Source organism: Streptomyces sp. NPDC007025, from assembly GCF_042869455.1.
In the GTDB taxonomy this organism is placed as follows: domain Bacteria; phylum Actinomycetota; class Actinomycetes; order Streptomycetales; family Streptomycetaceae; genus Streptomyces.
The window spans coordinates 283,409-306,597 of sequence record NZ_JBIAFT010000003.1 but is presented as its reverse complement, the minus strand read 5'-3'; the positions used below and the strand labels follow the sequence as shown (position 1 = coordinate 306,597).

The window sequence follows — 23,189 nt, the reverse complement described above, 5'->3', positions numbered from 1 at the left end:
CCGCCGTGCCGGGTCACGTGCGGACCTGCCACCGCCGGTCTGTCTCGGCGCGAGCCAGTTCGGTGTCGTACTGGCCCCAGTCAAAGTGAAACTCGGGCGGTCGGGCTGCAGGGGCGTAAGGAACCTGCCAGTCCGACCACTGCACAATGTCCCCGAACCGCTGCACGACCACGGACAGGAAACCGCAGCACCCGCCAGTGCACTCGGGTTCCCCCAGCTCCACCCGCCGCGCTTCGTCGGCCGGCTGCAGGGGACTGCGGCGGCCGGAGGGCAGCGCATCAGCTGCGAACGGCCCGCGGCCCTCTGCTCCGACTGCGCCCGCGACCACGTCCTCGCCGTTGACCCAGAGCCGTAGCTGAGCAGCGAACCGCGACCCCGGCGGCAGGATTCCGATCTCCAACCGATCGAACATCAGGTCACCCTACGGGGCCGGCCGACACCGAGACGCCACCCAATCGACGCCACTGAGCCGAGCACGTCCATGGCACATCGCGGCTCGGCTGTCCCCACGCGAAGGCCGAGCGGCACGGTGTCTCACAAGACGGCAGCGGCGGCCGCCTGCGCTCTGGTCACCTCAGCTCGTGCACCGTCCTGGACGGACGCTTCGGGCCCGTGTCCGAGGTCAAGGACCACGGTGCGCGCCAGTGACCTGAACGGCGACTACCAGGGCCCGCACGGCATGCGCCTCACCCTGTGGCACGCCTCCACCCAGTATCCCGGAGGGCGTACGGCTCAGGTCGGCACAGTACGGGTGAAAAGTTGGTCGATCTCGCTGGAGGAGCTGGGCGGGAACGGCCCTGCCGGCAAGGGGTTCCAGGGGGAGGGGACCTGGGAGTTCCGCAAGGAGGAGACCACCGGTGGAGAGGAGTTCCGCCAGATCGAACTCGACTTCCTCCGCGATACCCCCGTGCAACGGATGCCCACCGACCCGCAGTATCTGGAAATCGGCGGCACCCGGAACAAGCCCGAACTGTTCGTGGAAACGGACCCCGACACCTGCCCGAGCATCCTCTTCCACCGGTAGCCGCCCCGCCTCGCCGCACGTCGCCTTCGGCCGGCCGTCGCCCCGTCGATGCGGCGACGGCCGGCGGACGGACCCCGGTAGGCCCGGCCGGATCGATCCGGCGGTGTGACGGTCCACGCCGCGGCGGTCCGCGGCGCCGCCGCGACGGACCGGCCGGCTCACGCCTCCGCGTGCCGGTGCGGGTGCCGGCGCCGGGGCAGGGTCAGGGTCGCGCCGGTGGTCAGGACGAGGCCGGCCGCCGCTGTCAGCATGCTCCAGCGCATGCCGGTCAGGAACGTGTCCGCCCCTGCCAGCAGCGCGCCGAAGGCCGCCACCGCGAGGGCCCCGCCGACCTGGCGGCCGGTGTTGAGCACGGCGGACGCGGAGCCGGCCCGGTCTCCCGGCACCGCGTCGAGCAGCATCGCGGTCAGTGCCGGTACGGTCAGCGCCCCGCCAAGGCCGACCGGCACCATCAGCGCCGCCACTGCCCACGGGTCGGTGTGCGGGCCGACGGTGAGCAGGCCCAGCAGTCCGGCTGCCCCGGCCAGTTGTCCTGCCACCATCGGCAGGCGCGGGCCGAACAGTGCGGCGAGTTTCGCCGAGGCCAGGTTCACCGCGGCGACGAGTGCCGTCATCGGAATGAACAGCACACCGGCACGCAGGGCCGATTGGCCGCGCTCCTGCTGCAGATACAGGCTGAAGACGAACACTCCGCCGTAGTAGGCGGCGTTGAGCATGAAGCCGACCACCAAGGAGACCGCCACCACTCGGGAGCGGAACAGCGGCAGCGGGAGCATCGGGTGCGAGCCCTTGGCCTGCGCGGCGAGGAAGACGGCGGCCGCGACGGCGGCCACCAGCAGTGACAGCATCACGGGCGGCCGGCCGAAGCCCTGGTCGCCGCCCTCGATCACGCCGTACGTCAGCGCACCCATCGCGACCACCGCGGTCACCTGTCCGACCACGTCCAGTCGCGCGGGCAGCCGCGGCGACGCGGGTACGCGGGCGAGCAGGGCGAGCGCCAGCACACCCGCGGGCAGGTTGACGAAGAAGATCCACCGCCACCCCGCGGAGGCGGTGAGCGCCCCGCCCAGCACCGGCCCGGCGGCCACCGCGACGGCCCCGCCCACGGTCCAGACGGCGATGGCGCGAGCCCGCTCGGCCTGGTCGGGGAAGCCCTGCCTGACCAGCGCGAGCGAGGCGGGCATCATGACCGCCGCCGCTGCTCCCTGTATCAGCCGTGCCGCCACCAGCACCCCGAGGCCGGGGGCGAATCCGCACGCGGCCGAGGCCAGCCCGAAGAGTACGAGGCCGCCGCCGTACGCCTGCCGGGCCCCGATGCGGTCGGAGACGGCGCCCGCGGAGAGCATCAGGGCGGCGAAGGCCAGGGTGTACCCGTCCACCACCCATTGCAGGCCGGACATGCCACCGCCGAGGATGCGGCCGATGTCGGGCAGTGCGACGGTGACGATCAACGCGTCCAGCGAGATGAGGAAGAAGCCCAGCAGCGCCGCACCGAGCACCACGGGGGAACCGCCCCTGCCCGTTCCAGGCGCCGCGGCTGCGGCACCGTAGGTGGGAGAGGGCCTGAGCAGGGATTTCATCGGGACGCTCCTGGGGCGTTCGGGAAGAGGTGTGAGCGGGACCGGGAGGTCTGCCGCGCGGGCGGCCGGTGGGTGCGGCTGTCGCCCGGACCGTCTCCGACTGTGCCGCGCTTGAGGGACGGCATGCCGGATGCGGGCCCGCCGCGACCGCGCGGACGGGACGGGCGCTACGGGAGGGCGGACCGGCGGCTGGGCGGATCGGCGGCCGGAGGTGTCAGTCGTCGAAGTCGGTCGAGCGGGTGAGCTTCTCCCAGGAGCGGAGTTCGGCGCCGGCCCGGTCGAGATGGCCGGTGATCGCGTCGGCGGCGTCGTTGCCGAGCGGCAGCCGCAGCGGCGGTTCGTCGGCGTCCAGCGCGGTGAGGACGGCGGCTGCGGCCTTGGCCGGGTCCCCGGGTTCGCGGCCGCTTCCCTCCGGCAGTCCGGAACGGACGGGGCCGACGGTGTCCTGGTAGGCGTCCAGGGCCGAGGAGGGGTGCAGCGTCGCGGGGTCGGCGAAGCCGGTACGGAATGCGCCGGGTTCGACGATCAGTACCCGGATGCCGTGCGGGGCGACCTCGGCGGCCAACGCCTCGGACAGCCCCTCCAGGGCGAACTTGGTGGCGCAGTAGGCGCCGACCCCGGCGAAGGCGAACCGTCCGCCCATGCTGGTCAACTGCACGATCGCGCCCGAGCCCTGGCGGCGCATGTGCGGCAGCGCTGCCCGGGTGAGCGCGGCCGGGCCGAAGAAGTGCAGATCCATCAGGTCCCGCAGCTCCGCGTCGGTGCTCTCTTCCACCGCACCCACCATGCCCCGCCCGGCATTGTTGACCAGGACGTCCATCCGGCCGTGCCGCGCCACCACGCCGTCGACCGCGGCCTGACCGGCCGCGCTGTCGGTGACGTCCAGCGGCAGCGCCTCGACCTGGTCCGGGTGTGCGGCGACCAGGTCGTCGAGCAGCGCGGTGCGGCGGGCGGCGGCGACCACGATGTCGCCCGCGGCCACCGCCGCTTCGGTGATCGCCCGCCCGAACCCGCTGCTCGCTCCGGTGATCAGCCAAACCCTGTTCATACCCGTCTCCTCTGCGCCGGATGGCCCGCGTGTGCGGGACGGTCCGTGTGCGGTCCGTGTGTGAACCACCGTGCAGCGCAATCCAGTTGTCGGTCCAAGATCTGCTGTGATAGCCGATGGTTATGGACGTTCACGGACGGGAGCTGCGCTACTTCGCCGCAGTGGCCGAGGAACTGCACTTCACACGTGCGGCAGAGCGGCTGTACGTCTCGCAGCCCGCGCTGAGCAAGCAGATCAGGATGCTGGAGAAGCAGGTGGGGGCCGCGTTGTTCGAGCGCGATCGGCGCGAGGTGCGCCTGAGCGCGGTCGGTGCCGCGCTGCTGCCGCATGCTCAGCGCATCCTCGCCGAGTGGGAGGAGGCGCAGGCGGCAGTCGCCCGGGTCGTCGCCGACCAGGCGGCCGCCCTCGTCGTGGGGATGAGCACCAGCCCGGGGCGTGGGGGCGTGCTCCCGGCGATCCGTTCCCGTTTCACCGCCGCGCGCCCCGACGCCCGTCTCCGGCTGCGCCAGGTCTCCTGGCACGACCCGACCGCCGGGCTCGCCGACGGCACGTGCGACGTGGCGTTCGTCTGGTTGCCGCTGCCCGGTCCGGACCGCTACCGGTGGGTGGTGGTCGCCGAGGAACCCCGCCTGGTCGCCCTGCCCGATACGCACCCGCTCGCCGACAGGGAGAGCGTCGACTTCACCGACCTGCTGGACGAGCCGTTCCTCGCGCTGCCCGACAGCGCCGGGCCGCTGCGGGACTACTGGCTCGCCACCGAAGAGCGCGGCGGAAGACCGGCACGGATAGGCGCGGAGGTGGCGAGCACCGAGGAGACGTACGAGGCTCTCGTCGCCGGTCTCGGGGTGGTGCTGTTGGCAGTCGGGAACAGTCCGCTGATCACCCTCGGCGGAGTCATCACCCGTACGGTGCGGGGCATCTCGCCCAGCCGCTTCGCGCTGGCCTGGCGCGCCGATGACCGCCGGCCGCTGGTGCGGGAGTACGCGCGCGCCTGCGAGTTGGCGGCCGGGACGGCGGACTGAGCGTGCGGCGCGGACGCGGGAGGTGCCGGGACCGCTCCCGGGACGGGGGAGGGGCCGATGGTGCCCCGAGTCCGGTCCTCGGGCCGGGGCCGGGCCGGCGGGAAGGCTAGTCCTGCCACGTCCCGTCGCGCATGATGACCCGGCCGCGCAGTTCCGGCTCGCCGCGCCACGCGCGCACGGTCTTCGGCGCCACGCGCAGGTAGACGAAGCGCTCTTCTTCCCGGCGCGGGTCCCAGCCGAACTCGGTTGCGAAGGCATCGGCCGCGTCGCCGGGGACGTCGTGGACCGGGAAGCACTCCGCCGTACCCTGGAGCAGCACCACGTCGAAGGTGTCGGGCAGCGCCAGGCGCACCCGCGGCTCGGCGCGGACGTTCCGCGCCGTCGCGGACGCGGCACCGGTGCACATCCACACCGCCTGCCCGTCCCACGAGAACCACAGCGGCACCTGGTGCGGGCCGTACTCAGGATGTGCTGTCGATACCCAGATGTCCCGCTCGGCGGCCAGCCGGTCCAGAGTGTCGCGCCTGCGCTCCGCCGTCTCCCGGCGAACCGTTCCCGTGGTCTGCATGGGCGGCGACTCTAGCCATCGGCAGCGAAACGCACATGGGGCGAGGGGCCTACTTCCGCGGACCGAGGCCCCTCCTTCTCGGTCACCGACCCGGGCGTCCCCGGCGGGCACCGGTGCCCCCTGTCCGACGGTGCCCGGAAGCCCGGGTATGCCGGCGGCCCGGCGTGCTCGTGGCTGCCCCTCCGTGGGCGACGGCCGCCGGGACGACGACTGCCCGGGCCGACGGCCGCCCGGGATGTCCGCGGTCGGGCCGCGTCCGAAAGGGCACTGGTGGGTGGGTGGCCCCTGGTGGATCAGTAGAGTCGCGAGCATGGCGCAACCAGTACTGCGGGCAACCGAGGACGACGGGCGTGCGGTGGACGATCCGAGCGAGGAAGTTCTGCACGATCTGCTGGCGGACATGAACCTGCGGCACCGGTTCGTGATCTTGGAAAGGCTCGACCTTGAGCCTGTGGATCAGCACTACATGCAGGTGTATCTGAACGACGACATGAGCTACCAGGTGGAGTACCGCGAAGGCAGCGCGGACAAGCACTTCCAGGTCCATGTCCCCAGGCCGCACGAGATGATCGGCCCGGCGCCGATCGCCAAGGTGATGATCGACTGGGCGTACGACCGCGGGGGATGGCGTGAGGCGATGCCGTGGGTTCCGATAGCGGTGTGAGAGCGGCAGCGGGCCAGGAGCCGAGTGATCCAGCGGCACCCGCGAGGCGCTCTTGTTGCCGGCCGGCCCTGTCGGACTCTGTCGTACCTCTCTCTTCGCCGTGATCAGGCGGGCCTGACGTCGTCCATGCTCGTGGATCAGTACACCTGGTCGCTGGTCACTCCTGTTCGCCCACCTGGGTCAGCCGGTGGTCGTTCAACCGGTGCTGCACGTCCTGCAGGAGCACCCGCAGCAACCCGGTGAGCTGTTCCTGCTGGTCCGGTGCGAGGCCCGTCAGCAGTTCGGCCTCACGGGTGAGGACCTGGTCGACGGTGGACTCGACCAGCCGGTGTCCGGCGGTGGTCAATTCCACGACGACCGAACGGCGGCGGCCCTCGCCGGGGCGGCGGGTGACCAGTCCCTCCTGTTCGGCCCGCGCGACCCGTTGGGAGATGGCGCCGGCGGTGACCATGGAGCGGTCCGCCAGTTCGCGGGTGGTGAGGGCGTACGGCTCACCCGCGCGCCGCAGCATGCTGAGCAGGTCAAGAGTGGCGACGTCGACGCCCGCGCGGGCGAGCACCCGGCGGCGGTCGTCGGCGAACAGTTTGGCCAGCCGCCACAGCGGCGTGACGATGCCGATCGAGGAGACGGGGGTACCTGGACGCTCGCGTTCCCACGCGGCGGCGATGTCCGCCACCGGGTAGTCGGACGGGGTGTCCAGCGGGTGCTCGTCGCTTGCCATGTCCGCTTCCCCACATTACGTTTAGGCCTAAATTTAGTCCTGAACAAATCTGGAGGACACTTTATGGCACGCGGCATCCTGGTCACCGGTGGCGCGACAGGCATCGGGGCTGCCGTGGCGCGGCACTTCGCGGAGCAGGGGGACACGGTCGTGCTGACCGGGCGGCGGCAGGCTCCGCTGGCGGCGGCCGCCGAACGGCTCGGCGCACGGGCCGTGGTCTGCGACCACACCGACCCGGAGGCGGTGACCCGGCTGCTGCCGTCGCTGCCCGAGCGGCTCGACGTACTGGTCAACAACGCGGGCGGGAACACCGACTTCGGCCCGGACGAAGCCGCCGAGGGGGCCGCGCTCAGCCCCCTGGCGCGGTTCGCCCGGAGCTTCCGCGCCAATCTGGACGCCAATCTGCTGACCGCGGCGCTGACGACCGAGGCGGTCGAGGACCGGCTGGCCGAAGGCGGGGCGGTCGTCAGCATCGGTTCCATCGCGGCCGACAAGGGCGCGGGCGCCTACGGCGCGGCCAAGGCGGGGCTCGCCTCCTGGAACCTCGGCCTGGCCCGTGAACTGGGCGCGCGCGACATCACGGCGAACGTCGTCGCACCGGGATACGTGGCCGACACGGAGTTCTTCGGCGACCACCTCACCCCCGAGCGGCGCGCTCACCTCATCGCCTCCACCGCGGTCGGCCGCCCGGGCCGCCCGGAGGACATCGCAGGCGCCGTCGCGTTCCTGGCCTCGCCCGCGGCGCGCGACATCACGGCGCAGGTGCTCAACGTCAACGGCGGGGAGCGAGGCACCCGCTGACCGCGCGGAGGCCGAACACGAGTCCGGGCCCGGGTTCGTGCCCCGTGCCCAAGCCCCGTCCTCGACGCGGGCCCGGGTGGCAGCGCCGCCGCGAGCGGGCTCAGCCGCACCGTGAAGCGCTGCTGACCCGCGGGTTCACGGCAATTGAATGGTCCCGCGGGCGGGGACGGCCGCACACTCCCGGCATGCCGCTCTCCACAGGCCCTTTCGGGCGCGTCGCAGCCGCCATGGTCACTTCCTTCGACGAGGCGGGGGAGCTGGATGTCGAGGGCGCGCGGCGGCTCGCCGTGCGGCTGGTGGACGAGGGGGGCTGTGACGCTCTGGTGCTCAGCGGGACGACGGGGGAGTCGCCGGCCACCTCGGACGAGGAGAAGGGCGCGCTGGTGCGTGCCGTGGCGGCGGAAGTGGGGGGCCGGGCCCGGGTCGTGGCGGGGGTCGGTTCGAGCGACACCCGCCACACTGCCGCGCTCGCCCGGGACGCCGAAGCGTGCGGTGCGGACGGCCTCCTGGTGGTGACGCCGTACTACTCGCGCCCCACGCAGGAGGCCGTGGTCCACCATCTGCGTACCGTCGCCGACGCCACCGGGCTGCCCGTGATGCTGTACGACATCCCCGGCCGTACCGGGACCGCGCGCACCACCGGGAGCCTGCTGCGGCTGGCGGCGCGACTGCTCGCGCTCCTCGCCCGTGCCGAGGGCGAAGCCGAAGCCGAGATCGGGGCCGAAGTCGAAGCCGGGGCGTCGGGCCGTGCCGCTGCCGACGCACCCGCGGCCGTACCCGGACCCGCCGCCGGCGCCGGGGCGGCGGCATCGTACGTGGCCACTCCGTGACGCTTCCTGCCGCGAACGTTGCTCAGGTCAGCTCTCGTTCGGCGAAGGCGGCGAAAGTGCCCGCCGGGCGGCCGGTGAGGCGCCGCACGGTGTCGGTGGTGCGGTCCTCGGTGCCCTCGGCGATGGCCCGGTCCAGCCCGGCGAGCAGCGTGGCGAAGGCGGTGGGCAGCGACTGGGCGAGCCGGTCGCGCAGTTGGCCGCCGGTGAGCTTCCGGTGGGTGACGGCGCGGCCGGTGACGCGGCTGAGGACGGCGGCGACGTCGTCGTAGGAGAGCGCCTGCGGGCCGGTGAGGATCAGGTCGGTGTTCGGGGAGCGGGTGTCGGTCAGCGCGTGGACGGCGACCGCTGCGATGTCCTCGGCGTCCACGAAGCCGACCCGTCCGTCGCCGGTCGCCGTCAGGAGAGTGCCGTCCGCACGGAGGGACTGCGCGTGCGGGTGGTCGCCGGTGAAGTTCTGCATGAACCACGAGGGCCGCAGCACCGCCCACTCGGCGAACCGTCCGGGGAGTTCCCGGTGGATGCGGCCCGTGGCCGGTCCTCCGGCGGGGATGGCCGAGGAGCTGAGCAGCACCGCGCGGCGCACCCCGGCGCTGCGGGACCGGTCGAGGAAGGGCAAAACGACCTCGGCCGGCTCCGGGTGGCCCGGCGGCGGGGTCAGATGGACCCGGTCCGCGCCGCGCAGGGCGTCGTCGTGGGTGGCCTGGTCGTGCCAGTCGAACCGGACGGCCTCGGCGCCGGGTACGGCATCGGCGCCGCGCGAGGCGGCCCTGACCCGGTGCCCGGCGGCGGTCAGCCGGGTGGTGATTCGGCGGCCGGTGGTACCGGTGGCCCCGATGACGAGGACGGTGTAGGGGCTGCTCATGGGGGTTCCTTCCGGTGAAGTCACTCGCGGGCTCCTGGAGCAGTACGAGGGGGCCCGTGGTCGCCCGCTCCGTCCAGTACGATGCGGACCCGGGGTCCGTTTCGATAGACGATACGGACCGCCGGTCCGTATCGCAATCTGGAGTCACCGCATGCCCGAACGCAAGCCACGCAAGGACGCGGTCCGCAACCGGGCGGCCGTACTCGCGGCGGCCGACGCCCTCTTCGCCGGCTGCGAGCGCCCCGAAGCCGTCACCATGGCCGACATCGCGGAGGCCGCCGGTGTCGGGAAGGCGACGCTGTTCCGGGCCTTCGGGGACCGCACCGGCCTGATCCGGGCGCTGTTCGAAGCCCGCCTCGAACCGGTCAGGACGGCGGTGGAGGAGGGGGAGCCGCCGCTCGGGCCGTCGGCCCCGCCGCTGGAGCGGGTGCCCGCGCTCCTGGACGCGGTCCTCTGCTTCAAGTTCGACAACCGGCACCTCGCCCTGGCACTGGAGGGAACCGGGAGCGACAGCCCCTATCTGGCGCCGCACTACGCGAAATGGCACCACACGCTCCGGGACCTGCTCGCCCAGGTGCCCGGACTCGCCGACAGCGGATTCACCGCCCATGTGCTGCTCGCCGCCGCCCGGGCCGATCTCGTCGAACATCTCGTCGGTCAGGAAGGGACGGGGCGCGAGCAGGCGCGGGCCCAACTCGCCGCCTTCGTCGCCAGGTTCCTCGCCCCGAGGAGCGGTGACCGGTCCACCCCTCCCGCCGACGGCTGAACACCCGCCTCCGGGTGGCCGGCACCTCGACGGCCGTGCCCCTGCCGCGCTTGCCCCCATCACCGCCCGTCCCGCGCGACGCCGCCCGGAAAACCCGTGGAGCGCGGCGCCCCGCACGGTTACAGTGCGGGCATGTCCAGCCCCGAGGCGTCCAGACGCTAGCCACCGGTTCTCCGGTGGCTGTCCCGCGCCGTCCGCGTCCGCGTCCGCCGCACGCCACCGGATCGCCGTGTCCCGCGCTGTTCCGCGGCAGTGCCGCCATGCGCCCGGCCCGGGCCGACTCCTTCCTGACCCGCGCACCTCCGCACGAGGTGCCGTGAAGCCTGCTCAGGCTGCCTCCGTCAGACCCCGCCGCCGGTGCCGCGCGCCTGCCGCCGTCCTTTCCGATCCGAGTGAGGATTGCGGGTTTCATGCCTTTCGTGCTGTACGTACTTGCGTTGGCGGTTTTCGCGCAGGGGATGTCGGAGTTCATGCTGTCCGGGCTCGTACCGGAAATCGCCGCCGCAATGGGGGTGTCCCTCGCGGCGGCTGGGTCGCTGACCTCGGCGTTCGCCGTCGGAATGGTCGTGGGCGCGCCGCTGATGGCGGCCCTCGGCAGCCGCTGGGACAGGCGCGGGGCACTGCTGTGCTTCCTGTGCGTGTTCCTGCTGGCCCATGTCGTGGGCGCGTCGACGACGAGCTTCGCCGTCCTGGTCGCCGCCCGGGTGGTCGGGGCGCTGGCCAACGCCGGTTTCCTCGCCGTCGCGTTGGCCGCCGCGGCCGCGATGGTGCCGCCCGACGCCAAGGGGCGGGCCGTCTCCGTGCTGCTCGGCGGGGTCACGCTCGCCTGCGTCGCCGGAGTGCCCGCCGGAGCCCTGCTGGGGCAGGCGTGGGGGTGGCGCGCCGCGTTCTGGGCCGTGGCACTGCTCTCGGCACCGGCCCTCGCGGCCCTCGTCCGCTCGCTGCCCGGAGCGCGCCCGGACGCACCGCGGCCCGCGCACCCGGAGGCCGCACCGACCACCGGCGTCCGCCGGGAACTGCGGGCCCTGCGCGGGCCGCGGCTGCTGGTGACGCTGCTGCTGGGCGCCCTGGTCAACGGCGCCACCTTCTGCTCCTTCACCTACCTCGCTCCGCTGATCACCGAGGTGGCCGGGTTCGCGGACGGCTGGGTGCCGGGGCTGCTGGCCCTCTTCGGCCTCGGCTCCTTCCTGGGCACCGCCGCCGCGGGCCGGCTCGCCGACCGGCATCCGCTGCAGCTGCTGGTCGCGGGCGGCGCCGTACTGCCGCTCGGGTGGGCTCTGTTCGCGCTGACGGCCGGCCACCCGTACGCGGCCGTCGTCCTCGTGCCGGTCCAGGGCGCGCTGTCGTTCGCCGTCGGCTCCACACTGATCTCCCAGGCGCTGTACGCCGCCGCCGAGGCACCCTCCCTCGCGGGCGGTTTCGCGACGGCGGCGCTCAACGTCGGCGCCGCGCTGGGCCCCTGGGCCGGGGGCCTCGCGCTGAGCAGCGGATCCGGCTACCGCGGCCCGCTGTGGATCAGCGCCCTCCTGGTGCTGCTCGCGTGGGCGGTGGGCGGGGCGGCGCAGGCCGTCGCCACCCGGGGCGCGATCCGGCGGCGGGCAGCTGCAGCGGTCACGGCCGGAACACCTCCCGCCAGCGGTGCGCCACGGACACCTCACCGCTGAGGGTCAGGTCCGAGAGCGGGAGCCGGTTCCACAGGGCGAGGTAGAGGTCCTGTGCCGTGCCCTCGTACACGCAGTCCGGCGCGGCCGGGGGCGCGGTGGCGCGTTCCGCCCGCGCCGGGTCGCCCAGGACCGCGGTCCAGGCGGCGCCGGCGACGTCCGTCGCCCGGAGGTGCAGGGTGCGGGGATCGGCGGCGAAGCCCTCCGGTGGGCCGCCCCGCGGATAGAAGCCGCACAGCAACTCGTCGACCCCGTCGGCTGCGAACCCGGCGGGCAGCGGGGAGAGGGGCGCCCCGAGCGCCGCCTCGGCATCGACCCGGTGCACCGCCGTCTCGTGGGCCTGCCTGCGGGTCCAGAAGGCCGCGGCGGACCGGGCGGGCAGAAACGTCCAGCAGTCCAGGTCCTCCGGCGCCGCCTCCAGCACCTCGACCAGCAGTTCGGCGCCCTCCCGCAGCCAGGGGGCGAGCGCCTCGTCGGCCAGTCCGGCCGGCGGCGAGGGCCGTACCGGCTCCGTGCGGCCCTCGCGCACCATCCCGGCCGCCCAGCGGTGCACCGTACCCAGGTGCAGGGCCAGGTCCCGCACGGTCCACTCCGGGCAGGTCGGCACCGGCGCGCCGGGCTCGGCCCGGCCGACCGCGTCGGCGAACAACCGGGCCTCGGCGCGCAGAACTTCCACGAACTCAGGTCTCTCCATGGGCCGAGCCTGCCTACCGGGCACTGCCTTTGTCACGGTGTTCCGCTGCGGGCGATCGTCGTCGGCGCACCGCCCGCCCTGCCGCGGCAGGGCGGGAACGGCCCACTGCTCCGGCCTCCCGGTCTCGTGATCCGGCGGTTCGGCGGTGGGGCAGTCGGGCGGGTCCGTGGTCCGCCCGGTCGGCCGGGTGTATTGATCACGAGCGTTGTCAACGCCGGTGATCAATACACCCGGGGAGTGTCTTCGAAGGAGCGTGGGTGCCGGGCGGGGCCGGGCGGACGGGGCTTCGAAGACACGACCTAGAGGACGAAGCCGTGCGGGAACGGGTCCCGGGGGTCGAGGAGATAGGTGGCCATACCGGTGATCCAGGCGCGGCCGGAGAACTCCGGTACGACCGCGGGTACTCCGCCGACCTCGGTGGTGTCCAGCAGCTGCCCGGTGAAGCGGGTGCCGATGAACGACTCGTTCACGAACTCCGTGCGCAGCGGAAGCGCGCCGCGTGCGTGCAGTTGCGCCATCCGTGCCGAGGTGCCGGTGCCGCAGGGTGAGCGGTCGAACCAGCCGGGGTGGATGGCCATGGCGTTGCGCGAGCGCCGCCCGTCCGAGCCCGGCGCCAGGAACTGCACGTGCTTGCAGCCGCTGATCGCTGGATCGACGGGGTGCACCGGCCGGTTGCGCTCGTTGACGGCGTCCATCAGGGCGAGGCCCGCGGCGAGGATGTCGTCCTTCCGCGCCCGGTCGAACGGCAGGCCGAGCCGGTCGAGTTCGGTGATGGCGTAGAAGTTGCCGCCGTACGCCATGTCGTAGCCGACCTCGCCCAGCCCCGGCACCCGGACGACGGCGTCCAGCTCCAGCGCGAACGCGTCCACGTTCCGCAGCGTGACCCGTTCGGCCGCCCCGTCCCGCACGGTCACCCGCGCCTCCACCAGACCGGCGGGGGTGTCCAGCCGGACCGTGGTCTCGGGCTCGGTCACCTCCACCATGCCGGTCTCCACCAGGACCGTCGCCACCCCGATGGTGCCGTGTCCGCACATCGGCAGGAAGCCGCTCACCTCGACGTAGACCACACCCCAGTCGGCCTCCGGGCGGAGCGGCGGCTGCAGCAGCGCGCCGCTCATCGCCGGGTGCCCGCGCGGCTCGTCCACCAGGAACCTGCGCAGCTCGTCCAGGTGCGCGACGGCCCAGCGGCGGCGCTCGGCCATCGTGGCACCCGGGATCGGCGGCACCCCGCCGGTCACGACCCTGGTCGGCATGCCCTCGGTGTGCGAGTCGACGGCACTGAGCGAACGGACCGAGCGCATCAGGCCCCCCGCCGTGCGAGTGCGGCGACCGCGCGCGCCATGTCGGCCTCGACCTGTTCCCGCTGCGCCGGGCTCAGCGGTCCGCGCGGCGGGCGGCACGGGCCGCCGAACCTGCCGACCTGCTCCATGCCGAGCTTGATCGCCTGGACGAACTCGGTGCGCGAGTCCCAGCGGAAGGCGGCCACCAGCGGTTCGTACAGGGCTCGCGCCTCCTCCAGCTTCCCCGCCGCTGCCAGTTCGAAAAGCTGCGCAGACTCGGCCGGGAAGACGTTGGGGAACCCGGCGAACCAGCCGGTCGCCCCCATCAGCACACTCTCCAGCACCACGTCGTCGGCGCCGCTGACGACCTCCAGCCCGGTTCCCGCGGTCCGCTCCCTGATCTCCAGCACGCGCCGCACGTCCCCGGAGAACTCCTTGACGGCCACGACGTTGTCGATCTGCGCGATCTCCGCGACCAGTTCCGGGGTGAGATCCACCTTGGTGTCGATCGGGTTGTTGTAGACCATCACCGGAAGACCCACGGCGGCCACCTCCGCGAAGTGGGCCAGCACCTCGCCCCGGTTGGCGCGGTACATCGTCGGCGGCAGGCAGAGCACCCCGTCCGCGCCGTCCTCCGCGGCGGCCTCCGCCCAGCGGCGGGCCTGGTGGGAGCCGACGCCGTGCACCCCGACGACGACACTGCCCGTACCGCCCACCGCCTCGATCGCGGTGCGGGCCACCTCCCGGCGCTCCCGGTCGGTGAGGGAGGAGTACTCGCCCAGCGAGCCGTTGGGCCCGACGCCGTCGCAGCCGCTCTCCACCAGCCACCGGCAGTGCGCGGCATAGCGGTCGTGGTCCACGGCCAGGCCCGCCGGGGCCGAGGCGTTCTCGCGGTAGGGCAGCGCGGTGGCCACCAGCACACCGCCGAGACCCCGCGGGGTCCGCTGCGGCCGTGCGGGCCGGGCGGCTCGGTTGTCGCCGGTCATGAGCGTCTCACCTCTGGTCGGTCGGGTCGGTCGGGTCGGACGGGTCCTCCGGGACGGCGAACGGCTCTGACGCAGCAGCCAGTTCACCGAGCCGGAGGGGCTGGGCCAGCGGTCTGCGGTGCGGGGCGTGCTCGGGCCGCTCCGCGTCCGTACCGCGGCCCGTGGACCCCGCGTCGCCGAGCCGCGCCCGCAGCTCGGCGACGGTGGGGCCGCAGACCCGGGCCTGGCACGGGCCGAGCCCGGCCCGGGTGCTCAGCTTCGCGACCCGCGGCGCCGCCTGCGCCGCGTCGTCGAACGCCGCGCACAGCGTGCCGTAGTCGGTCTCCTCGCAGCGGCACACGATCGTGTCCCGGCGCAGCCAGCCGGGCCAGCCCGCACCGATCGGATGCGCCCGGGCCAGCCTGCGGGCGAAGCCCTCGTCCCGGCTGCGCCGCAGCACCCGCAGCGCGGGCACCGCACGGTCGCCGCCGGCGGCCGCCCATCCCGCGACGGCGCCCTCGGCCCGGGCTGCCGGGGCCCCGGCGATACCGGTGATCTCCCCGGCGGCGAAGACGCCCGGCACGCTGGTGCGCTGCTCCCCGTCCACCACCACGAACGGCCCGGCGCCGCCACCGGTACCGTCCGGTGCGCCCCGCACCGTGCAGCCCGCGGCCAGCGGAAGCTCCAGCCGGGGGGTGAACCCGTGCCCGACGCACAGCGCGTCCACCGGCACCGTGCGCTCCGTCCCGGCGACCACCGACCAGTCCGGGCGCAGCCGCGCCGTGACGACCTCCTCCACCCGGCCGTCGCCTCGCGCCTCCACGACCGCACGGCCGAGCCGGTAGGTCACCCGGTGGCGCACCAACGCCGCGGCGCCTCTGCCGAGTTCGGCCGTCTTGCCGAGCTGCGCCGCCAACTCCCAGGGCCGGTCGAGCCAGTTGCGGCCCAGGGCGGGGAAGGTGCCGGCCTCCAGCACCTCCCGCACTCCCGCACCGGCCTCCAGCAACGACGCGGCGACCGCGAGCAGGAAGGGCCCGCTGCCCGCGACGACGACGCGGTCGCCGATCACCAGGCGTTCCCCCTTCACCAGCGCCTGCGCGGCCCCGGCGGTGCAGACGCCCGGCAACTCCCAGCCGGGGAAGGGCAGCACCCGGTCGTGTGCGCCGGTCGCCAGTACGAGCGCGTCCGCGTCCAGCGTGCGCCGGGCGCGCCCGGCGCCGTCCGCGGGGCCGCCGCACAGCAGATGCACCCGCGGCGGCGGTCCGAAGCCTCCCCCCGCGGGTGTTCCCGCCGCGGGGGCGCCGTCGCCGGGGCCGGTACGCTCCAGGGCCCACACCGAGGTCTCCGGCAGCCAGCGGCAGCGTGGATGCGTCAGCACCCGGTGGCGCCGCCGGAGGAAGGCGGCCCGGCCGTGCCGGAGCGTGCCGGGGTGCTCGGCGTACGCCTCGGGAGGCATCCGGTGGTACTGGCCGCCGGGCTGTTCGGCGGAGTCGACCAGCGTCACCCGGGCGCCCGCCGCCAGCGCGGCGTGCGCGGCGGCCAGCCCGGCCGGCCCGGCGCCGGCCACCACGACATGACGGCGGGTCACCCGGCCACCTCCCCGCGCTCCGCGGACCCGCCCGCTCCGGTGCCGGGCCGGGCCCTGGACTGGGTGCGGACCTCGTCGCCGTCCGCGGCGCGCCGCAGACAGGCGCGTACGTCGCGGTCCCCGTTGACGGTCACCAGGCAGTCGAAGCAGACACCGATGCCGCAGAACACCCCGCGCGCGGCTCCGGAGGGCCCGCTGCGCCACGCGGTGCGGCCGGCGGCGAGCAGCACGCCGGCCACCGTCTGCCCCGCGACGCCGTCGACGGGCCGGCCGTCGACGGTGATCCGCAGCGGGCGCTCCCCGCGGCCGGCGGCGGCACCGCGGGCGGGTACGCGTCTCGGACTCATCTCTCCTCCTGTCCCTGCTGCTCCTGCCGGCGGGAGGCCGGCGGCCGCTCCTGCTCCTCCTCCCGCCGGGAGGACGGCGCTGCCAGTACGGCCGGGCGGTCCACCCGGAAGGCATGGCTCCCGACTCCGGCCGGTTCGCCCAGCACGAGTTCCCGCAGCAGCCGCCCGGTGCCCACCGACAGCCCGATCCCGGCCCCTTCGTGACCGGTCGCGTGCCAGAGCCCCGGCAGCCGGGGATCGGCCCCGATGACCGGCAGATGGTCCGGCACGTACGGCCGGAATCCGCCGTACGCCCGCATCACCGGTACTCCCGCCAGGGAGGGGAAGAGCCGCAGTGCCTTGGCGGCGACTGCCGACAGTGCCTCGGGCCGCAGCCGGTCGTCGAAGCCCGCCCGGCGCCGCGAGGAGCCGATCAGCACGCTGCCCGCCGCGGTGGACTCCACCACGGCGGCGGTCTGCAACTCCTCCTCGCTGCTGCCGACCGCGCCCACGTAGTCCGCGTCGTACACCTTGTGGAAGACGGTCGGCGGCAGCGGCGTCGTCACCAGCACATCGCCCCGGCGCGGTGCCACGGCGACCGGCGCCCCGAGTCGGGCGGAGAGCACACCCGACCACGGTCCGGCCGCGTCGACGAACAGATCGGCCTCCAGCAGTCCGGCGCAGGTGCGGACCCCGGTCAGCCGGCCGCCGCGCACGACCCCGGCCAGCACCTCCTCGCCGGTGCGCAGTTCGGCGCCCGCCGCGCGCGCGTCGGTGAGCAGCGCCGCCGCCGCGCCCGCGGGCTGCACCTGGGCGTCCTCGGGGTAGTGGACGGCCGCCGTGTGCGCGGAGGTGACGAAGGGTTCGGCCGCGCGGAGCGCGTCGGCGGTCAGCTCCTCGGCCCGCACCCCGGCGGTGCGCTGGGCCGTGGAGAACTCCGTCAGGCCGCGGGCCCCGGCGTCGGTGGTGGCGACGACGATGCCGCCCTTCGGGTCCCATTCGGCTGCCTCGACCGCCCGGCGCCCGGCCCGGGAGCGTTCCGCTACGGCGGCCAGCACCTCGGGCCACAGCCGCCGGGAGAACTGGGCCAGCCGCAGCTCCGGGCCGGGGCCCTTGTCGGAGACCAGGATGTTGCCCTCGCCGTGCGAGGTGGTGGCCGCGCCCGCGCCGCCGCGGTCGAGCAGCGTCACCTCCAGCCCGGCCAGGGCGAGTTCCCGCGCGCAGGCCACTCCGATGATGCCGGCGCCGAGCACCGCGACCCGCGTTCGGTCCATCGAACCTCCCTGTTCGGCAAAGCGAACGATACGGACGCTATGCCAGCGCCCGGGGCGTGTCAACGGATCTGCATCCGGGCGCCGGAGGGCGGAGCCGGGGCGCCGCGGTCCGGGTGGCGGGCCTGCCGCGCGGACCGCGGCTCACGCGCCGTGCGGGGCGTCCGCTTCGGGCGGCGCGTGCGGGGCGCTCGGCTGCAGCCGCTGGTCCGTCCGGTACTGGAGGAGCAGCACCGAGCGCACCGTGCCCTCCGCGGCGGCGTAGCTGTGCGGGAGTGCGGCGTCGAAGGCGACGTAGTCCCCGGCCGTCAGCTCCACCTCCTCGCCGTCGACCGCCACCTCCAGCCGCCCGGCCTGCACCACGGTGTGCTCGATGCCCACATGGCCCGGCGAGTCCCGCCGCTCACCGGCCCGGAACTGCTGGTCGTACACCTCGAAGACGGCCTCTCCGGACTCGATCCGCTGCAGCGGGCGCAGGTCGACCCCCTCGCCGCTGAGCACCTCGACGTCCTCGCCGCGGACCACGCGCAGCCCCGCCGGCCGCTGGGCGTCCAGCAGGTCGGAGATCGGCACCTCCAGGACGCGCGAGAGGCTGAAGACCGTCTCGATGGTGGGGTTGCCGGTGCCCGACTCCAACTGGGAGAGCGTCGCCTTGCCGATCCTCGACCGGCGGGAGAGCTCGGAGATCGACAGTCCGCGCCGGGCCCGCACCCGCTTCAGGTTGAGCGCCAGCATGCTCCGGATCGACCCCTGGGGACCGCTCACGGCCCCTCCTTCCTCGCGATGCTCTGTTCGGTATACGGAACGACCGCCGCGCGGTCCCGGTCATTATCCCGAACGGGGCGGCGGAGACTGGAGCCCGCCGCCCCGCCGCCGGCCGTCCCCCAGCGGACCGCCGGCCGCCCGCCGTCTGTTCGCGCCGTCCGCTCCTGCCGGGCCGCCTACCCGCCGGGCCGCGGGTCACCGCTCCACGAGGGTGATCTCCGTGGCCTTGACGCTGGTGAACACCTCGGTGCCGTCCGCGAGCCCGAGTTCGGCCGCGGCCTCCGCGGTGATCTCGGCCACCAGGTCCGGGCCGCCGGCTGCCGCGCCGGCCGCTGGGTGGGTTGCCGGACCGGCTGCCGGGTCGTCCTCCGCCGCCGGGCCGCCCTCGGCTGCCGTGCCGCCCGGACCGGGCTCCGCCGCCACCAGCACCCGCAGCCGGCTGCCGACCGCGGTGATCTCGCGTACCGTTCCGCGCCGTACGTTGCGGGGGCTGCCGCGCGGCCGCTCGCGGTGCAGGGCGACCGCCTCGGGGGCGATGACCGCCAGGACGGCAGCGCCCTCGGGCACCGGGTCCGCGGCCACCAGGGTGCCCCCGTCGTCCAGGTCCAGGGTGCTGCCGCCCGCGCCGGTCCCCGGCAGCGCGTTGCGGCCCAGCATCCGTGCCACCCACGGCGAACGCGGATGCCGGGTGACCTCGACGGGCGGAGCGTCCTGGAGAGCCCGGCCGTCCTCCAGCACCAGGACCCGGTCGGCCAGCGAGACCGCCTCCACCGGATCGTGCGTGACCAGCATGCACACCCCGCCGAAACCGGAGAGATGGCCGCGCAGCGTGTGCCGCACCTGGGCGCGCGTCGTCTGGTCGAGTGCGGCCAGCGGCTCGTCGAGCAGCAGCAGCCGGGGCCGGGCCGCCAGCGCGCGGGCCAGCGCCACCCGGCCCGCCTGCCCGCCGGAGAGCTGGCCCGGTCTGCGGTGCGCCAGATGTCCGACCCCCAGCCGCGACAGCCACTCCTGTGCCTGGCGGCGTGCCTCGGCGCGGCCCGCGCCCTGTGCGCGCAGCCCGTAGGCCGTGTTCGACAGCGCGGTCAGATGCGGGAAGAGCGCGCCGTCCTGCGGGACCCAGGCCACCCCGCGCCGGTGCGGGGGCAGCGAGCCGACTTCGCCGTCGCCGAGTGCCAGTTCGGCGCGGGCGCGCGGGGTCAGGCCGAGGAGAGCCCGCAGCAGTGTCGTCTTGCCCGCTCCGTTGGGGCCGACGACCGCCACCGTGGTGCCGGGCGCGGCCTCCAGCGTGAGTTCGGTGAACCCGGTGACCCGGGCGTGCAGCGGCCAGTTCCCGCCGCGGACGCCGGGGTCCGGGAGGTCACCCGGTACGCGGGCCCCGGGGACGCCGGGCCCGGGAGTGCCGGTGCCGGGTGGGGTCGTGCTGCCGGGGGCCGGTGCGGCCTGCGGCGCGTCCTGTGCCGGCTCATCCCGCCGCCCCGGGAGGCGGCGGCGCCTTCCGTCCGCGCGGGGGGAGCCGCCGGCGCCGGTCCAGCGGCCGCGCAACCCGACCAGCACCGCCATGGCGAGGGCGAGCAGCAGCAGCGAGACCGAGGTCGCCGCCTCCGGCTCGTTCTGCAGCAGCAGGTACACCTGGAGCGGCAGGGTCTGCGTCGACTCCGGCAGATTCCCCGCGAAGGTGATCGTCGCCCCGAACTCGCCCAGCGCCCGGGCCCAGGTCAGTGCCGCCCCGGCGGCCAGCCCGGGGGCCACCAGCGGCAGCGTCACGGTGCCGAACACCCGCAGCGGCCCGGCCCCCAGCGAGGCGGCCGTCTCCTCGTAGGCGGGCCGCAGCCCCGCGAGGGTCCCCTCCAGGCTGATCACCAGGAACGGCATCGACACGAACGTCGCCGCGACCACCGCGCCCGAGGTGTGGAAGGGCAGGACGACGCCGAAAGAGTCCTCCAGCCAGGGGCCCAGCAGCCCCCGCCGTCCGAAGCCGAGCAGCAGCGCCACTCCGCCCACGGTCGGCGGCAGCACCATCGGCAGCAGCACCAGCGACCGCACCAGGGCCTTGCCCGGGAAGTCCACCCGCGCCAGCAGCCAGGCCAGCGGCACACCCAGCACCAGGGAGAGCGCGAGCGCGCCGAAGGAGACCAGCAGCGAGAGCCGCACCGCCTCGGTGACGCCCTCGCTGCCCAGATGGGAGCCGAGCGCCCCCCACTCCGTGCGCGCCAGGATGCCGAGCAGCGGCACCAGCAGGAACCCCGTCGCCAGCAGCGCCGGCACCGCCAGCGCGAGCGGCGCCCGGGTCCCGGTGCGGCGCCTGCCGCTGCGCGGACGCCGGCCCGGACGCGGGCCGGGCGCCGACACGGGCGGGTGCGGGCCGTGCCGGGGCGCGGACGAGCCGGTCACGGGTGCTGGAATCCGGCCTTGCGCAGCAGCTTCTGCGCCGGTGGAGTGCTCAGCCAGTGGACGAACGCCGCCGCCTCCTTGCGGTGTTCGGAACTCTTCAGGGTGGCGGCGGGATAGGAGGCGATGGCGTTCTGCCGGTCGGGTATGTCGACGGCGTCGACCTTCCCGGGCACCGTGGCCGCGTCGGTCCTGTAGACCAGTCCGGCGTCCGCCTCGCCCAGTTCCACCTTGCTGAGCACGGCCCGCACGTCCGGCTCCTGCGAGACGGGCTCGACTTTCAGCTTCCGGGCCTCCAGCACCTGCTTGCCGTAGCGCCCGACGGGCACCTCGGGCGCGGCCAGCACGACCTTGAGCGAGCTGTCGGTCAGGTCCTCCAGGCCCTTCACCTTCTTCGGGTTGCCCTCGCCCGTCGCGATGACCAGCCGATTCCTGGCGAAGACCGCGGGCTTGCCGGTCTCGCTGCGCACGCCGCGCATGGTGGTGGTGTCCGCGGTGGCCAGCACGTCCGCCGGCACGCCCTGCTCGACCTGCGCCGCCAGCGCCTGCGAACCGGCGAAGGAGAACTTCACCCGGGTGCCGGGGTGCTCCTTCTCGTACGCCTTGCCCGCGGCCTTGAAGGCATCGGTGAGGGACGCGGCGCCGAGTACCGTCAGCTCGGTCTTCCCGGCGCCGCTGCTGTCGGCGCTGTCGTCGCCGCACGCGGCGAGGGGGAGGAGCAGGGCGGCGGCGCCGAGCGCGGCGAGTGCCCGGCGGGGTGTCGGGGCGGGGAAGGCGGCTGAGGGCATACGGCGACTCCTGATGCGGCGCGTGCGGCGCATGCGGCGGAACGGACGGGGACGGTATGTGGGTGGCGGACGCGGGCGGAGGGGCTGCGGGCGCGGCCTGGACGGCGGCTGCGCCCGCAGCGCTCAGGGGCGGTCGATGTGCACGTTCGTCGACTTCACCCGGGCGGTGGCCTGCATGCCGACCTCCAGCCCCAGCTCCTCCACGGCCTCCCGGGTCAGCAGCGAGACCAGCCGGTGCGGCCCCGCCTGGATCTCGACCTGTGCCGCGACGTCGCCCAGCTTGATGGCCGTGACGATGCCCGGGAACGCGTTGCGGGCCGAGGTGTAGGGCGTCTCCTCGTCGTCGCCGGTGTGCTGGCCGAGGGCGACCGAGAAGGCCGCCAGATCGCGCCCCTGGATCACCCGGCGCCCGCTCTCGTCGCGGTGGGTGGCGACCCGCCCGGCGTCCGCCCAGCGTCGGGCCGTGTCCGGACTGACGCCGAGCAGGCGTGCGGCCTGCCCGATGGTGTACGACTGCATGTGCGTCAACGTATGGGTTCTGTGCTCGCATCTGCAATGCGTGAGCGCTGTTCCTATAGCATCTGCCAGACCTGGCTGGAGGAAGTGCCAACCCGTCGGCCTCTCCCGGCCGGGAGAGGCCGACGGGGTCTTCCGCGGCGCTGCACTGCCGGAGTACCGGCGGGGCGGCCTAGACTCGGTGACAGCTTCAGTGCAGCCGTCGAGTGGAGGGCGCCGACGTGAGCGAACGCAGTGACCCGCCGGGAGAGCCGCCCCCTGTCGCGCACGTCGCGCAGAACGCCAGGGTGTGGAACTACTGGCTGGGCGGCAAGGACTACTACGACGTCGACCAGCAGGTCGGCGACCACATCACCACCATGTATCCCAGCATCCGCGAGGTGGCCCGCGCGGACCGCGCCTTCCTCGGCCGCGCCGTGCGGTACCTGGCGGGCGACGCGGGCATCCGCCAGTTCCTCGACATCGGCACCGGCCTGCCCACGGCGGACAACACCCACCAGGTGGCGCAGCGGACGGCGCCCACAGCGCGGATCGTCTACGTCGACAACGACCCCACCGTCCTCACCCACGCCCGCGCCCTCCTCGTCGGCTCCCCGGAGGGCGTGACGGACTACATCGCGGCCGACGTCCACCAGCCCCGGGCGATCCTGGACGCCGCCGAGGACACCCTGGACCTCACCCGGCCGGTCGCCGTCATACTGCTGGGCGTCCTCAACTTCGTCGCCGACACGGACGAGGCCGTGCAGGTCGTGCGGACCCTGATGTCGGCCGTGCCCTCCGGCAGCTATCTGGCCCTCACCCATCCCACGCTCGAACTGGGCGGTGAGGCAAACGTCGAGGCGATGGAGTTCTGGAACGAGAACGCCACGCCTCCCATCACCGCCCGCACCCGCGCCGAGGTCGCCCGCTTCTTCCAGGGGCTGGAGCTGCTGGCGCCCGGAATCGTCTCGTGCGCGCGCTGGCGTCCCGGACACGCGGCGGAGGACGAGAAGAGCGTCGCCCAGTTCGGCGCCGTGGCCCGCAAGCCCTGACCGGTGCTCCGGCGCGGGACCCGTTCCGGC

The 23,189-nt window shown here is 74.5% G+C and carries 24 protein-coding genes; 8 read left to right on the top strand and 16 right to left on the bottom strand.

Going from position 1 to position 23,189, the window contains the following annotated elements:
- Positions 1-13 precede the first annotated feature (13 nt).
- Positions 14-412, bottom strand: coding sequence for a hypothetical protein (locus ACFYMO_RS07770; RefSeq protein WP_366772175.1), 399 nt, complete (start codon positions 410-412; stop codon positions 14-16).
- Between the two features lie 222 nt (positions 413-634).
- On the opposite strand from ACFYMO_RS07770, the gene ACFYMO_RS07765 reads away from it, so the two are divergent.
- Positions 635-1,024 carry a hypothetical protein gene (locus ACFYMO_RS07765; protein ID WP_388544978.1) on the top strand — a complete coding sequence of 130 codons (390 nt, stop codon included), beginning with the start codon at positions 635-637 and terminating at the stop codon, positions 1,022-1,024.
- Positions 1,025-1,182: 158 nt separating this feature from the next.
- Here ACFYMO_RS07765 and ACFYMO_RS07760 read toward each other — a convergent pair whose 3' ends face one another.
- Positions 1,183-2,604: an MFS transporter gene (locus ACFYMO_RS07760; RefSeq protein WP_366772177.1), complete on the bottom strand. Its 1,422-nt coding sequence runs from the start codon at positions 2,602-2,604 to the stop codon at positions 1,183-1,185.
- A 214-nt stretch (positions 2,605-2,818) separates the two neighbouring features.
- Positions 2,819-3,652 carry an oxidoreductase gene (locus ACFYMO_RS07755; protein ID WP_366772178.1) on the bottom strand — a complete coding sequence of 278 codons (834 nt, stop codon included), beginning with the start codon at positions 3,650-3,652 and terminating at the stop codon, positions 2,819-2,821.
- Positions 3,653-3,768: 116 nt separating this feature from the next.
- Here ACFYMO_RS07755 and ACFYMO_RS07750 point away from each other — a divergent pair, with 116 nt between their 5' ends.
- Positions 3,769-4,674 (top strand): LysR substrate-binding domain-containing protein, encoded by a 906-nt coding sequence (locus ACFYMO_RS07750; protein WP_388544974.1) that lies wholly within the window; start codon positions 3,769-3,771, stop codon positions 4,672-4,674.
- 106 nt (positions 4,675-4,780) lie between these two features.
- Here ACFYMO_RS07750 and ACFYMO_RS07745 read toward each other — a convergent pair whose 3' ends face one another.
- On the bottom strand, positions 4,781-5,242 hold the full coding sequence (locus ACFYMO_RS07745) for a pyridoxamine 5'-phosphate oxidase family protein (RefSeq protein ID WP_366772180.1): 462 nt from the start codon (positions 5,240-5,242) through the stop codon (positions 4,781-4,783).
- A gap of 310 nt (positions 5,243-5,552) precedes the next feature.
- Between ACFYMO_RS07745 and ACFYMO_RS07740 the strand changes: the two genes are divergently transcribed.
- Positions 5,553-5,906, top strand: coding sequence for a hypothetical protein (locus tag ACFYMO_RS07740; RefSeq protein ID WP_388544970.1), 354 nt, complete (start codon positions 5,553-5,555; stop codon positions 5,904-5,906).
- 157 nt (positions 5,907-6,063) lie between these two features.
- On the opposite strand, the gene ACFYMO_RS07735 is transcribed toward ACFYMO_RS07740, so the two are convergent.
- Positions 6,064-6,627 carry a MarR family transcriptional regulator gene (locus tag ACFYMO_RS07735; RefSeq protein ID WP_366772182.1) on the bottom strand — a complete coding sequence of 188 codons (564 nt, stop codon included), beginning with the start codon at positions 6,625-6,627 and terminating at the stop codon, positions 6,064-6,066.
- Between the two features lie 63 nt (positions 6,628-6,690).
- Here ACFYMO_RS07735 and ACFYMO_RS07730 point away from each other — a divergent pair, with 63 nt between their 5' ends.
- The gene (locus ACFYMO_RS07730) at positions 6,691-7,428 is read left to right on the top strand and encodes an SDR family oxidoreductase (RefSeq protein WP_366772184.1); all 738 of its coding nucleotides are present in this window, start codon (positions 6,691-6,693) and stop codon (positions 7,426-7,428) included.
- Between the two features lie 185 nt (positions 7,429-7,613).
- Complete coding sequence (locus ACFYMO_RS07725; protein ID WP_388544967.1) at positions 7,614-8,258, top strand: dihydrodipicolinate synthase family protein; 645 nt, start codon at positions 7,614-7,616, stop codon at positions 8,256-8,258.
- 22 nt (positions 8,259-8,280) lie between these two features.
- Here the strand turns inward: ACFYMO_RS07725 and ACFYMO_RS07720 are convergent, their stop codons facing one another.
- On the bottom strand, positions 8,281-9,120 hold the full coding sequence (locus ACFYMO_RS07720) for an NmrA family NAD(P)-binding protein (protein WP_388544964.1): 840 nt from the start codon (positions 9,118-9,120) through the stop codon (positions 8,281-8,283).
- A 151-nt stretch (positions 9,121-9,271) separates the two neighbouring features.
- Between ACFYMO_RS07720 and ACFYMO_RS07715 the strand changes: the two genes are divergently transcribed.
- Together ACFYMO_RS07715 and ACFYMO_RS07710 are read left to right on the top strand one after the other, a co-directional pair.
- Positions 9,272-9,886 carry a TetR/AcrR family transcriptional regulator gene (locus ACFYMO_RS07715; protein ID WP_366772187.1) on the top strand — a complete coding sequence of 205 codons (615 nt, stop codon included), beginning with the start codon at positions 9,272-9,274 and terminating at the stop codon, positions 9,884-9,886.
- A 410-nt stretch (positions 9,887-10,296) separates the two neighbouring features.
- On the top strand, positions 10,297-11,550 hold the full coding sequence (locus tag ACFYMO_RS07710; RefSeq protein WP_388544961.1) for a Cmx/CmrA family chloramphenicol efflux MFS transporter: 1,254 nt from the start codon (positions 10,297-10,299) through the stop codon (positions 11,548-11,550).
- Here the strand turns inward: ACFYMO_RS07710 and ACFYMO_RS07705 are convergent.
- From ACFYMO_RS07705 to ACFYMO_RS07660, 10 genes are all read right to left on the bottom strand, one after another.
- On the bottom strand, positions 11,498-12,241 hold the full coding sequence (locus ACFYMO_RS07705; protein WP_366772189.1) for a maleylpyruvate isomerase family mycothiol-dependent enzyme: 744 nt from the start codon (positions 12,239-12,241) through the stop codon (positions 11,498-11,500). The two genes, ACFYMO_RS07710 and ACFYMO_RS07705, sit on opposite strands and share 53 nt — an antisense overlap.
- Before the next feature lie 299 nt (positions 12,242-12,540).
- Positions 12,541-13,542 (bottom strand): proline racemase family protein, encoded by a 1,002-nt coding sequence (locus tag ACFYMO_RS07700; RefSeq protein ID WP_366772190.1) that lies wholly within the window; start codon positions 13,540-13,542, stop codon positions 12,541-12,543.
- Positions 13,542-14,507 carry a dihydrodipicolinate synthase family protein gene (locus ACFYMO_RS07695; protein ID WP_366772191.1) on the bottom strand — a complete coding sequence of 322 codons (966 nt, stop codon included), beginning with the start codon at positions 14,505-14,507 and terminating at the stop codon, positions 13,542-13,544. The genes ACFYMO_RS07700 and ACFYMO_RS07695 overlap by 1 nt, the downstream gene beginning before the upstream one ends.
- A gap of 7 nt (positions 14,508-14,514) precedes the next feature.
- Positions 14,515-16,074, bottom strand: coding sequence for an FAD-dependent oxidoreductase (locus ACFYMO_RS07690; RefSeq protein ID WP_388544956.1), 1,560 nt, complete (start codon positions 16,072-16,074; stop codon positions 14,515-14,517).
- Positions 16,071-16,421 carry a (2Fe-2S)-binding protein gene (locus ACFYMO_RS07685; RefSeq protein WP_366772193.1) on the bottom strand — a complete coding sequence of 117 codons (351 nt, stop codon included), beginning with the start codon at positions 16,419-16,421 and terminating at the stop codon, positions 16,071-16,073. The genes ACFYMO_RS07690 and ACFYMO_RS07685 overlap by 4 nt, the downstream gene beginning before the upstream one ends.
- Positions 16,418-17,674 carry an NAD(P)/FAD-dependent oxidoreductase gene (locus ACFYMO_RS07680; protein ID WP_388544953.1) on the bottom strand — a complete coding sequence of 419 codons (1,257 nt, stop codon included), beginning with the start codon at positions 17,672-17,674 and terminating at the stop codon, positions 16,418-16,420. The genes ACFYMO_RS07685 and ACFYMO_RS07680 overlap by 4 nt, the downstream gene beginning before the upstream one ends.
- 141 nt (positions 17,675-17,815) lie before the next feature.
- On the bottom strand, positions 17,816-18,436 hold the full coding sequence (locus ACFYMO_RS07675) for an XRE family transcriptional regulator (RefSeq protein WP_366772195.1): 621 nt from the start codon (positions 18,434-18,436) through the stop codon (positions 17,816-17,818).
- Positions 18,437-18,631: 195 nt separating this feature from the next.
- Positions 18,632-20,785 carry an ABC transporter permease gene (locus ACFYMO_RS07670; protein ID WP_366772278.1) on the bottom strand — a complete coding sequence of 718 codons (2,154 nt, stop codon included), beginning with the start codon at positions 20,783-20,785 and terminating at the stop codon, positions 18,632-18,634.
- A 38-nt stretch (positions 20,786-20,823) separates the two neighbouring features.
- Entirely contained in the window at positions 20,824-21,612 is a 789-nt protein-coding gene (gene modA, locus ACFYMO_RS07665; protein ID WP_366772196.1) for a molybdate ABC transporter substrate-binding protein, read from the bottom strand.
- Between the two features lie 123 nt (positions 21,613-21,735).
- Positions 21,736-22,131, bottom strand: coding sequence for a helix-turn-helix transcriptional regulator (locus ACFYMO_RS07660; protein ID WP_366772197.1), 396 nt, complete (start codon positions 22,129-22,131; stop codon positions 21,736-21,738).
- A 218-nt stretch (positions 22,132-22,349) separates the two neighbouring features.
- On the opposite strand from ACFYMO_RS07660, the gene ACFYMO_RS07655 reads away from it, so the two are divergent.
- On the top strand, positions 22,350-23,159 hold the full coding sequence (locus ACFYMO_RS07655) for an SAM-dependent methyltransferase (RefSeq protein ID WP_366772198.1): 810 nt from the start codon (positions 22,350-22,352) through the stop codon (positions 23,157-23,159).
- The last annotated feature ends 30 nt before the right edge of the window (positions 23,160-23,189 follow it).